Genomic DNA, 11944 nt, shown 5'->3' with positions numbered 1-11944 from the left:
CGCCGATGGCCCGCAGATCCGCGTCGGAAAGCGCGTCGCAGACGAGCCACGGCGTGCCTTGCGCCGCAAGTTCATCCATCCGGGCTTTGACGGCTTCGGCGCCTTCCCGGATGGTTTCCAGCGGGATCAGCCCGCTTTTGCGTGAAGACTGGACGTCCATGAGCCGGATGAGGTTCGCGTCGGTCATGGGCGTCAGCGGGTGGTTGCGCATGGAGGTTTCGTGCAGCAGCCTGTCGCCCACGAAAAGGTAGCCCTGATAGACCGTCCGCCTGTTTTCGGGGAAGGAGGGGCACACGACCGCGCGGTCGCCGCCGAGGGCCCGGAGCAGGGCCTCCGCCACCGGGCCGATGTTGCCCTTGGGGGTGGAGTCGAAGGTGGAGCAGTATTTCCAGAAGAACTGGCGGCAGCCCGCGGCGCGCAGGGCTTCGAGCGCGGCGAGGGCCTGGCTGACGGCCTCTTCGACGGGGACGGTGCGGATCTTCAGGGCCACGACCAGCGCGTCGGCTTGTGCGGCGGCTTCCGAGGCCAGCGCGGTATCCGGCACGCCCAGAAGCTGGATGGTGCGCATCCCGTTGCGGCTCAGGGTTTCGGCAAGGTCGGTGCCGCCGGTGAAATCGTCGGCGATGCAGCCAAGAACGGCAGTCATGGGATCAGGCTCCTTTGGGGGGAAGAAGTTCGGCGGTCTGCTCCGGAGTCAGGCAGCGCACGGGCAGGCCCCGCAGCGTCAGGTAAAGGCGGCAGGTGGCTTCCAGCTCTTCAGCCGCGTCCAGCGCCCTGGTCAGGCTCGCGCCGCCGGTGATGGAGCCGTGGTTGGCCATCAGCAGGGCCGTGCGTCCGGGGGCGAGGCGGGCGACGCCCGCGCACAGTTCCGCCGATCCGGGTTTCGCATACGGCGCGACCGCAAGATGCCCCAGCTTCATGAGCTGGTAGGGCGTCAGCGGCGGCAGGGGGCTGCCGGGGTCGAGATCCGCCAGACAGGAGACGGCCACGGCCCACGGCGAATGCAGGTGCACCACCGCGAGGTGATCGGGGTTGGCCTTGTACCACGCGAGGTGGAACGGCGCTTCCTTGGTGGCCTTGGGGCCGCTGACGAGGGCGCCCGTTTCGTCCAGCAGGGAAAGGCTTTCGGGCGTCAGCTCGCCGAAGGGGATGCCCGTGGGCGTGGCGAGGATGCCCCCCTCGACCCGCAGGCTCATGTTTCCGGCGGAACCGCCGGTCAGGCCGCGCTGGAAGACGGAGCGGCAGGCTCCGGCAAGCAGGTTCCGGCCTGTTTCGCAGTCAGGGCAGGTAATCATTGTCTTTTCCTTGGTCTTCCTTGCACGGCGCGCCCGCGGGTGCGCCGGGGGCCTTCCGGCAAGGCCGCGCGATCCCCTTCCGGGAAGGCGGGAGCGGCGGCCCGGCCCCGTTACGTCCGGTTACGGCCTGAATACGATCTTGATGGCGGCATCGTCCTTGTCCGCGAGGTCGAACCCGGCCTTGATGTCGTCCAGCCTGAATTCGTCGGTGATGAGCGGCCTGACCTCGACGAGCCCCTGGGCCACCGGGCGCAGGGCTTCCGGGCACCAGACATAACGCTGCTGCCACGTATGGTGGACAAGGCAGGTGTTGATGAATTCCAGCCCGTCGTCGTGCCAGCGGCTGATGTTCAGCGTCACCGGGGTGGTGACCCAGCTGTAGAACACGAACTTGCCGTTGTGCTTGATGATCTCACTGGCGGCGTTGAAGGATTCGGCTGTCCCGGCGGCTTCGACCACCACGTCCGCGCCGAGCCCGTTGGTCAGGTCCTTGACGGCTTCGATGACGTCGTCCTGTCCGGGGTTGAGGGTGATGTCCGCGCCGAGCCTGCGGGCGAGGGCCAGCTTGCCCTCAAGCACGTCCACCACAATGACGCGGTACGCGCCCTTGCGCTTGGCGCACTGGGCGATGATCTGCCCGGCGAAGCCGCCGCCCATGACCACTACTGTGTCCCCAAGCTGCACCCCGCTGTTCAGGCCGGAGTACATGGCGCAGGAGATGGGTTCGCCCAGCGAGGCGATGTCCATGTCGAGATCATAGGGCACGGGCTGGAGCTGGAAGGATTTGGCGGCGAAGTATTCGGCGAAGTTGTTGTTCCAGCCGAAGGCCATGACCTTGTCCCCGACCTTGTAGTCGGCTACGCGGCTGCCCACGGCGACGACCGTGCCGCCGCTCTCGTGCCCCAGCAGGAAGGGGAACTTGGGGTCCTGCCGGAATTCGGCGGTTTTCGGGGGCAGGTAGCCGCGGTAGAAGTTCTTGTCGGAACCGCAGATGCCCATGAGGTGGTTCTTGACGATGATGTCGTCCTCGCCGCAGACAAGTTCACGCTCGATAAGCTCGATGTCGCGGGGCCCGTTGAGGCGGGCGGCCTTGGTGACGAAAGTTTCCATGTCCGTTCCTTTATGACGGAAAGAGGCGGGGACGGTTTTGATGCGTTCCCGCCTTTCCCATGCCATGCGGCCTTGCATGGCGCATTGGGGGCTCCGGCCGCCGGGGGGAGGCAGCCGGGCCCGCCCGTTGGTTTAGATGATCCCGGCGAAGTGCAGGATGACCGTGATGGCCGCGCCGGTGAACCCGGCCACCGTGGAGCCGCCGCCGACCGCCCGGATGCCCTGCCGGATGTCCATGTTGGACATGGTGACGGTCACCCAGAAGCCGGACGAGTTGGCGTGCTTGAACATGAGCGCGCCCGTGCCGCAGGCGAGGAAGGCGGCGAGCGGCGAGATGCCGAGCGCGCCGAGCATGGGCTCGACGAGGGCCGCTGCGGTCATGACGCCGAGGGCGTTGGAGCCGGTGATGACGTGGATGAGCGCGGCGATGAGGATCGGGATGATGATGCCGGGGATGCTGAACTGCACCACGGTTTCGGCCACGGCGTTGGCGACGCCCGCGTTCTTGATGAACGCGGCGAGCGCGCCGCCCATGGCGGTGACCATGATGGGCATGGCCGAGGAGCGCAGGGCGGATTCCACCCAGTCGTTCATGACCTTCTTGGAGCGCCATTCGGCGCCGGTGAGCACCAGCGAGAACAGGCAGCCCGCGAGGAGCGCGGCGAGCGGCGAGCCGACGAACTTGAAGACCTTCGCAACGGTCGTGTCCGGGAACATGGCGTTGATGCCCGTGTTCAGGAAGATGAGCACCAGCGGCAGGATGATGGGGGCAAGCGAGGTTCCCACCGAGGGGAGCTTCTTGTCCTTCGAGGCTTCGGCGGACTTGATATACTCCTCCTGCGGGGCCACGGGCTCCTTCAGGGTGAGGCAGTACAGCCCGGCGGCGAAGACGGAGGGGATTGAAATGAGGACGCCCCACATGATGGCGTCGCTGAGCGGCAGGTGGAGCAGTGCGGCGGCGGCCACGGGGCCGGGGGTCGGCGGCACCAGCGAGGCGGTGACGAGCGCGCCCATATACAATGCCGTGCCGTAGGACATCATGGACTTGTTGGTCTGGAGGGCCAGATTGGACACGATGGGGATGAGCAGGATGACCACGGTGTCGGCCCAGATCGGGATGCCGAGGATGGCGGAGGCCAGCAGGATGGCCCAGAGCACGCGCTTTTCACCGAAGAGCTTGACGGTCGCCTTGGTGATGCTGACGGCGGCTCCCGTCTCTTCAAGGACTTTACCGAGGATGCATCCGAGCACGATGACGATGGCGATGCTCTTCAGCGTGTCCGCCATGCCCTTGTTGATGATGCCTTCAATCTTGTCCCACGGGGTTCCGATGGATATGGCCAGAATGATGGTTGCGACCAGAATACTGGTGACGGGGTGGATCTTCCATTTTGAGATGAAGAGTATCATCAGCAAAATACAGACGGCAAAGGCTACCAATACATAGGCACTCGACATTTCTATCTCCTCCGCAATAATAGAAACAGACATTCTCTCCGGGCGTTATTTAGCAAGTTCGGTGCCAGAGCGGTGACGGCAGTGTGCCGGGAGCGCGCCTTCCGGAGCCGCCGGATGGATTTGGCAAACATCGGCGGCCTTCTGAGAGACGTTTGATTGTTCAAACAGAACGGGGGGGACGGGAACGCGGCGCACCCGTGAAACGGCGGGGAGGGGGGCGGCGGGCTGTTGCAACGGAATACGGTTGCAACGGATCGTTGCAACATATACGCAACAATCCGTTGCAGCGGCGGCCTTGCGCCCAAAAGGGCAACCTGTTGGATATACAGGTTATTTCTGTATATATTTCTGGAGTTTGCGCCACAGTGTGGTTCGGTCCATGCCCAGTTCGCGGGCGGCACGGGTCCGGTTGCCGCCGCAGGCGCGCAGGGCCGCGAGCAGCCTGTCCTTTTCGTCGTCCGGCCCGGAGGCTTGCGGGGCCTCGGGAGGGAAGGGCGCTGGCGTTGCCGCAAGAAGGGGCGGCACTTCCTCGATGTCCTCGGGATGCAGGGCCCTGTTGAGATCCGCCGAGGTCAGGACGTCCCGGTTGCGGCGCAGGACGGCCGCCCGCTCGACGACGTTGCGCAGTTCCCGCGCGTTGCCCGCGAAAGGGTATTCCCGGAGCAGGTGGAGCGAGTCCGGGGCGACCTCCGGCAGGGCCTCGCGGTTCTTCCAGCAGAATTTCTTGAGGAAAAAGTGGAACAGCTCGATGACGTCCTCCCCCCGTCGGCGCAGGGGCGGGATCGTGATTTTCAACACGTCGAGGCGGTAGAGCAGATCCTGCCGGAAGCGTCTGGCGGCGACGAGCTTGTGGAGGTTGACGTTGGTCGCCGAGATGATGCGCACGTCCACGGCGGTCACCCGGTCGTCGCCGATGCGCCGGACCTCGTGCTCCTGGAGCACGCGCAGGAGCTTGCTCTGCATGTTCAGCGGGATTTCGGATATTTCGTCGAGGAACAGCGTCCCGTTGTGGGCCAGTTCGAAAAGCCCCATCTTGCCGCCCCGCGTCGTTCCCGTGAACGCGCCCTCCACGTAGCCGAACAGCTCGCTTTCAAGCAGGTTTTCAGGCAGGGCCGCGCAGTTGATGGCCACGAACGGCCCGTTGCGGCGCTGGCTGGCGTTGTGGATGCCCTGCGCGAACAGTTCCTTGCCCGTCCCCGTCTCGCCCACGATCAGGATGTTGGACGAGGCGGCGGCGTAGCGGCAGGCGTCCTCGATGGTTTCGTCGATCAGCCGGCTGCAATGGACGATGTCCGAAAGGTGGTGCTTGGCCGTCAGTCCCTTATTGCTCAATTTTTTGCGGATGTGCCCTTCGAGCTGCTGGACCTTGTCCACGTTCTGGAAGCTGATGACGACGCCCGCCGCGACCCCGTTGACGGCTACCGGCGTGCAGTCGAAGGTGATGGAAACGCCGCGCACCTTGCGGACTTCGCCCTGAATTTCCGTGCAGTCGCGCATCGCCCGGCTGAAGCTGTCCACCATGCAGGGGAAGGCCGTTTCGAGGGGCACGTCCTTGAGCGGGACGTCGCGCATGAGGCAGGCGGCGGGATTGTCCAGCCGGATGATCCCGGAGGCGTCTACGTAGAGCAAGCCGTCCTTCACCGACTCCGTAATGATTTTATAGGTTTCCGTCCGGATGCGCTCCTGTTGGACGAGGGTGACCGTCCGGATGGCCTCCTCCAGCGACTGCGCGTAGGTTTCCCGGCCCGTGCGCAGCAGGATGGCGGGCAGCCCCAGAAGGCCCGCGTCCTGCTGCACGGAATAGCCGCCGACGATGACGTCGCAGCCGTCCTGCTTGGCCAGTTCCAGCGCGTGCCGGATCTCCGCCGCGCATTCGGGGATGTAGACGCGGATGTCGCAGCCGAACATGCCGGAAAACTGTTCGATCCCGTTGAAGGCGTTGTAAAAGCCGACGAAGCCGATGCGCCGCGTCTGAAACCGCCGCTGGCATTCCTGAATGGAGCGGATGACGTCGTAGCCGGAAATGGCGATGTCGATGACGGGAACGCCCAGTTCCTGCGCCTTCAGCCGCCGGGCGGAATAGCCCCGGGCGATGATGGCGTCGCAGTCGCGCAGTTCCGAGAGGTCGAGCCTGTCCACGGTCGCGGTGATGATGCGGTTGTCGATGCGCCCGCGCTGAGGATGGGCCGCAATGACATCCTGAACGATCCTTTCCATTTCCGGATAGGGGGAAATGCTGACGATACGGATTTGAGGCAACGGCGTACGCTCCTGCGCGTTCGTTTGAGGGTCACGGGAATTATGCATGTCGTCTTTCAGTAACAAGGGTGGACGGGACGGGGCTTGCCGGAGGGCTTCTTCGAGGAAAGGCCATCCGGAAACGGAAGCCGCGCGGGAAACCGCCGGTACGCGGCGCAGCCTCCTCACGCGGGAAGGTCCGCCGGCGCTGCCCGCGTGAGGAGGCCCTAATCCCGCAGCAGTTCGTCGGGCTCGGCACAGGCGTCGTGCAGGGCCTGAAAGCCTCGCCGTGCCTCGGCCTGCGAGGAGGCACGGACGGCGTCGAGTTCGTCGGCATGATCGCACAGGAGTCTGGACAGGTCGCCGTCAAGATGGCCCTGCTTCACCATGCCCTCCACGATGCGCAGGGCCTCGGGCGGCGTCATGCCCTTGCGGTAGGGCCTGTCCTCGGTCAGTGCCGTGAACACGTCCGCAATCGCCATGATCCGTGAGGGGAGAGGGATTTCCTCTCCCTTCAGGCCCAGCGGGTAGCCTTTGCCGTCCAGCCGCTCGTGGTGCCCGCCGCCCCAGACGCTCACGCGCTCGAAGCCGGGCACGGCGTCCAGCCACAGGCGGCTGAGGTCGGCGTGGCGCTTCACCTTGGGGAATTCCTCGTCGGTGAGCTGCCCGGGTTTTTCGAGCAGCGCCAGCGGGATGCCGAGCTTGCCGATGTCGTGGAGCATACCCGCGACGAACAGCGTGTCGAGGTCATCCTGCCCCATGCCCGTCAGACGCCCGAGCGCCACAGCCATGTGGGCCACGCCCGTGGAATGGGTGGCGGTAAAGGGGCTGCACGAGTCGATGATGTGCCCGAACAGGGTGCTGAACCGGATGGTTTCCTGCGGCGTGAGGATCTGATCGCCGTAGCGCCGCCGGACGAAGGAGGGGAGGCGCATGTGCGCCCCGGCGAGGTCATTGAGCGTTTCCTCGTCGTGCAGGATGTCTTGCATGGCCTCGATGTGGTCGGGCGAGTAGATGCCGGGGCGGCGTTCGCGCATCTTGTGTTCCGCGCCCTCCACGGCTTCCCGGAAATCGTTCTTGGCGCGCAGATCCACATCCACGCGATCCGCGATATTGATGAGGCTGCCTTCGCGGGCGGCGAGCCCCCTGTCACAAGCCTTTTCCCAGTACATGTGGTGGAAGCGCACCCGCTCCGCCTCTTCGGCCAGCGTGGGGCAGTTTTGCAGGAACAGGCAGCCCGCTTGCGGATGGAGATAGCGCTCGCGCTCGAAGACGAGATCTTCCGCACTGGTTTTCAGGGGGATGACCCCCACGTCGTGCATGATCCCGGCGAGGAAGAGCCGTTCCCGCTCCTCGGAGGGAAGGCCGAGCCGTTCGGCCAGCCTGTCGAGAAGGAACCCCACTCGCCTGTGGTGGCCGGTCAGGGCCGGATGAACCTGGTCCAGCGCGTTGGCGAAGGCCAAAATCAGATCGTAAAGCTTGATGCGCAGTTGCATGGCATACCCGAAGAGGAGCAAAGATGGCCGCCGGCGCGGGTCATCGGCGGAAGATTGCCGGAGAATATGGGGTCTGCCGCAAATGTCAACGGGGGATATGCGCAACGTGTCCATCGGTATGGGCGAATCCGTGGAAGCGATCTTCCCTTCGGCCTCAGTGCCCGGCGGCAGGAACGTGGCCGGGGGCGTGGACGCCGAAGACCCCTAGCCGTGGCTGGACGCATCATAACCGGGGCGTTACGGAATCTATCCTTCCCGCAGTAAAGCACATGGCAGCGCCCGCAACCCGGAGTTGTCCCAAGGCGTGTCGTTGCCCCATCCCGCAAGAAAAAGGGGGATTGACGACGCCAACTGTTGTGGCTGGCGACAAAAACAGGTATATCATCACGGATAGTTTCAATCGAAAGAGAGGTGAAGTCCTTGTCCGAAGGGGTTTCGGCGGGGATAGCGCCAGTGTGAAGCGGCACAACGGCCTTGAAGTCGGAACCGCTACGGGAGAGGCCCGTGGAAGGGGCCATGCGCCGCAGCTTGTTCCGGGATGAAGGCCGCTCTTTTTTGTTGAATCGTTTTTTGGACAGGAGCGTTGTATCATGCAACCAGTCTTGCGCCCCGCGCGGATGTGCGATGCGAAGAAGATCCACGGTTTGCTCATGGAATGTTCGGCGGAGGGCCTGCTGTTGCCGCGTTCGCTGTCGAACCTGTACGGCCAGATCAGGGATTTCCGCATTCTGGAAACCGGCGGCGGGGAATTCATCGGCTGCGCGGCGCTGGCGGTGATCTGGGAAAACCTGGCGGAAGTCCGCTCCCTCGCCATTGCCAAGCCGTGGCGGGGGAACGGGTTCGGCAACATCCTTGTGGATGAGTGCTGTAAGGATGCCCGCAGGATAGGCATCGACCGGGTATTCGCGCTGACGTATCAGGTACGCTTTTTCGAGCGGAACGGCTTTGGCGTGGTGAGCAAGGATCTGTTGCCCCAGCGCGTCTGGATCGTCTGTGCGAACTGCCCCCGTTTCCCCGACTGCGATGAAGTGGCGGTGATGCGCCATCTGGATGCGGGCGGCGCCTGAAGGCACGCCGACTCTGAGGGCGCAGGCTTCCTCCGCCATATTTTGTGAGCCGTTATCTGCCGGAGGAAGGCAGCGCGGCGGGGCCGGCACAGGAAAAGGGCCAAGGTTGGACGGAATTCCGCCCAGCCTTGACCCTTTTCCTTCAGTGTCGGTGCGCCGCTAGGCGGACAGGCTGCCGCGCAGGAAAACGCCGCGCCGGGCGTCGTCGAGGATTTTTCCGTCCTCATAGGCGACCGCGCCGCGCAGCAGCACGGTGCGATGCCTGCCGAGGCAGCCCATGCCCGCGAACAGGCTGTAGTCCACGGCCATGTGCTCGTTCCTGTCGGGGATGATCCAGCCGTCGCCGGGATCGACGATGACCACGTCCGCATCCGATCCGGGGAGGAGGGTTCCCTTTCTTGGATACAGGCCGAAGCATTTCGCGGGGTTTTCGCACAGGAGCCGCACAAGGTCGGGGATGGCGACGCGGCCCTTGGCAATCCCTTCGTTCCACGTGACGCAGAAAAGCGTATCCACGCCGGGCGCGCCGTGCGGGGCCCGGAAGGTTTCGGCAAAGAGCGGTTCGTTGGCGGCGGTGGCGTGCCCCGCCGCATCGGAGGCGACGACCTGTATTTCGCCATTGCGGATCGCTTCCCAGAGCGCCTCGCGGTCTGCCTCCTTGCGCAGGGGAGGGGACATCTTGGCGAGGTTGCCGCGCAGCGCAAGCTGGCTGTCGTCCAGCGTCAGATAGTGGGGGCAGGTTTCAGCGAAAAGCGTGGGCACCGTGCCCCACTTCCTGAACAGCCTGATGGCTTCAAGCGATTCCTTGCAGGTGACATGCGGCAGGTAGATGTTGCAGCCCGCGACAGAGGCCAGCGAAAGCACGCGGAAGATGGCCTCGGCCTCGGAAATGTTGGGGTGCGTCGCGGGGTAATCGCGGGGGTGCTCGCGCCCCTCGGCAACGGCCTTGGCTTCCAGATGTTCAAGGATGGCGTCGTTTTCCGCATGGAAGGCGAGGAGGGCCTTTTCGCGCGCGACCAGTTCCATGAGATGCAGGATCTGGTCGTCCTCCAGTTTCATGCCCCGCTTCCTGTAGGATGTGAACGCCTTGAAGGAAATGACCCCGCGCGCGACCAGCTCGGGGATGGCGTCGTCGGCCTCTTCCATGACGTTGGCGGTCAGGGTGCAGTGCAGCCCGAAGTCGATGCAGGAACCGGTTTCCCCTTCCCTGATGAAGTCGTCGATGGCCTGAACCAGCCCGCCCTGTTTGCCCCATGCGGCGACGGCCCCGATGTAGGGGATGACGGTGGTGACGCCGCCGGACAGGGCCGCCCGCGACAGGCGGTCGATGCGGTCGGCATAGACGGGGTGGTTGTGCGCGTCGATGATGCCGGGCAGCACGTAGCGCCCGGAGGCGTCGATGACCCGGTCGGCCCGCACCTCGGAGCCGCGCGGGAGGAGGCTTTCCACCCGTTCCCCGGAAATGAGGATGTCCAGCGGGCGCATGGTTCCGGCATCAACGACGATGCCGTTTGTGATCAGAGTCGTACTCATGGCGTGTCCCCAGTGAAGCACCCCCTGCCTTGTCCGGCGGCCTGATGGCTTCCCCCCTCCCGTTGGCGGGAGCCGCCCCTCATGCCGCCCCCGGAGGGGTTCCGCCGAGGGGCGCGTCGGGGCGGTTCACCTTGCCGCTTCATCCCATCCCCGGAGGGGCCTCCGGCAAGGGCATTGCGGGAACCCCGGATGCCTCGCGGCGGGCGCGTCCTGAACGGGCGCCTTTGCCGGGGGCGCGGGAATCCCAAGGCGGTCGAGGCCCTCGGGTACAGGAGGGGCTTTGCCGGGATGCGGGCGAGATCCGGCGTCAGGCGACGGGCGCGGCGGAATAGCCTGAGGTCATATCCCAGACGGCCTTTTTCAGATGCTTCACGATGTTTTCCACACCGTACTCGCGGATGACGGAACAATGCCCCGAAAGGCTGATGGCCCAGAGCCCGCCGTGCGGGGTGAGGATGGGCACGGCGACGCAGTGGAGCGAGTCGCTGATTTCGGAGATGTCCTCGGCGTATCCCTTTTCCTTGGCGGCGAGCAGGTCTTGTTTGAGGCGCTCCCCGTCCGTCAGGGTATGCAGGGTGTAGGCCGTCCGCGGGACGGTGGCGATGTATTCGTCGATTTCCTCTTCGCTTTTCGTCGAGAGGAGAGCCTTGCCGAGCCCCGTGCAATAGGCGGGGAGCTGCTGGCTCAGATCGATGCGCGTGACGCAGTTGCGGGGGTATTCGCGGCGCAGGACGAGCACCTGCTTGTCCATGAACGTGGCGAAGCTGACCGTGGCCTGATCGAACGTGGCCACCAGTTCCCGCATGTACGATCTCCCGGTTTCCACCATGTCGATCTTGCTGCTCACCATGGCGCCGAGCTGCACCACCTTGAGCGTCACCGAAAAAAGCCCCGTCTGGTCGTCCTTGCGGACATAGCCGAACTCGATGAGGCTGTTGAGGAAGCGGTGCACCGAGCTCTTTTGCAGAGACAGGGCCTTGCTCACCTCAAGGGCCTTGTGCGGGCCGTTGGCGCAGAGGAATTCCAGAACGTCGAAAACTTTTTGTGATGATGTCAGCATGGGAATCTCCGGAAAGGGATATGCGGCGGCGGGGAAAGCTCCGTCCTCCGGCGTGAAAGTATGCCTACCCGTCATGAGAAAGGCAATACGCTCCGGCACCTGAAAGCGTTCCCCCGCCGTCCGTTTCGGCGCAGGGATCCGAGTATTGTTTCCGCAGCCTGTTATGGCTGCCCGCGTTCCGTACGGGCAGCCGCTTTTTGTCCGATGCGTCCGGCCTAATCCCTGATGACCCTCCCGGGCCGTGCGCCCGTGAGCGCGGCGTCCTCCACCACGAACACGCCGTTGACGAGCACATGCCTGATCCCGGCAGGATGCACGCGGGGATCGTCATAGCTGTTCTTGTCGATGACGGTATCCGGGTCAAAGACCACCAGATCCGCGTCGTAGCCCTCGGCGATGACGCCCTTGTTCCGCAGCCGGATCTTGCGGGCGGGGAGCGAGGTCATCTTGCGGACGGCCTCCTCAAGGGAAAGGACGCCCTGCTCACGCACATAACGGCCGAGGATGCGGGGATAGGTGGCGTAGGCGCGCGGGTGGGGCCTTCCGCTCATGAGCCCGTCGGTGATGAAGCTCACGGCGGGGTGGCGCATGATCGCGGTGATGTCCGCCTCGTCGAGCCCGAACGAGATCATGCCCACGGCGAGCTGTTCTTCCACCACGCAGGTCGAAGGCGGCGTCGGCGGGGTC

General features: G+C 64.7%; 10 protein-coding genes. 1 reads left to right on the top strand and 9 read right to left on the bottom strand.

Features of this window, described 5'->3' with window-relative positions; genetic code table 11:
• From HMPREF0178_RS18100 to HMPREF0178_RS18075, 6 genes are all read right to left on the bottom strand, one after another.
• A partial coding sequence (locus HMPREF0178_RS18100) for a four-carbon acid sugar kinase family protein (protein WP_009369041.1) occupies positions 1 to 646 on the bottom strand: 646 nt, incomplete at its 3' end.
• A gap of 4 nt (positions 647 to 650) precedes the next feature.
• Complete coding sequence (locus HMPREF0178_RS18095; protein ID WP_009369040.1) at positions 651 to 1295, bottom strand: class II aldolase/adducin family protein; 645 nt, start codon at positions 1293 to 1295, stop codon at positions 651 to 653.
• Between the two features lie 120 nt (positions 1296 to 1415).
• A complete protein-coding gene (locus HMPREF0178_RS18090; protein ID WP_009369039.1) occupies positions 1416 to 2405 on the bottom strand; it encodes a zinc-binding dehydrogenase in 990 nt (329 codons plus the stop codon).
• Between the two features lie 132 nt (positions 2406 to 2537).
• Positions 2538 to 3863: a GntP family permease gene (locus tag HMPREF0178_RS18085; RefSeq protein ID WP_009369038.1), complete on the bottom strand. Its 1326-nt coding sequence runs from the start codon at positions 3861 to 3863 to the stop codon at positions 2538 to 2540.
• 330 nt (positions 3864 to 4193) lie between these two features.
• A complete protein-coding gene (locus HMPREF0178_RS18080; protein WP_232281324.1) occupies positions 4194 to 6170 on the bottom strand; it encodes a sigma-54-dependent Fis family transcriptional regulator in 1977 nt (658 codons plus the stop codon).
• A gap of 158 nt (positions 6171 to 6328) precedes the next feature.
• Positions 6329 to 7597, bottom strand: coding sequence for an HD domain-containing phosphohydrolase (locus tag HMPREF0178_RS18075; protein ID WP_009369036.1), 1269 nt, complete (start codon positions 7595 to 7597; stop codon positions 6329 to 6331).
• 590 nt (positions 7598 to 8187) lie between these two features.
• Here HMPREF0178_RS18075 and HMPREF0178_RS18070 point away from each other — a divergent pair.
• Positions 8188 to 8664, top strand: coding sequence for an N-acetyltransferase (locus HMPREF0178_RS18070; RefSeq protein ID WP_009369034.1), 477 nt, complete (start codon positions 8188 to 8190; stop codon positions 8662 to 8664).
• Between the two features lie 159 nt (positions 8665 to 8823).
• Here HMPREF0178_RS18070 and HMPREF0178_RS18065 read toward each other — a convergent pair whose 3' ends face one another.
• The 3 genes from HMPREF0178_RS18065 to HMPREF0178_RS18055 all read right to left on the bottom strand — a co-directional run.
• A complete protein-coding gene (locus HMPREF0178_RS18065; protein ID WP_009369033.1) occupies positions 8824 to 10197 on the bottom strand; it encodes a dihydroorotase family protein in 1374 nt (457 codons plus the stop codon).
• Between the two features lie 307 nt (positions 10198 to 10504).
• Positions 10505 to 11257, bottom strand: a complete 753-nt coding sequence (locus HMPREF0178_RS18060; RefSeq protein ID WP_009369032.1) for an IclR family transcriptional regulator — start codon at positions 11255 to 11257, stop codon at positions 10505 to 10507.
• A 215-nt stretch (positions 11258 to 11472) separates the two neighbouring features.
• Positions 11473 to 11944: amidohydrolase family protein (locus tag HMPREF0178_RS18055; protein ID WP_009369031.1), on the bottom strand; the 472-nt coding region annotated here is incomplete at its 5' end.

Source organism: Bilophila sp. 4_1_30 (genome assembly GCF_000224655.1).
In the GTDB taxonomy this organism is placed as follows: domain Bacteria; phylum Desulfobacterota; class Desulfovibrionia; order Desulfovibrionales; family Desulfovibrionaceae; genus Bilophila; species Bilophila wadsworthia.
This window is presented reverse-complemented; position numbering and strand designations above follow the sequence as displayed.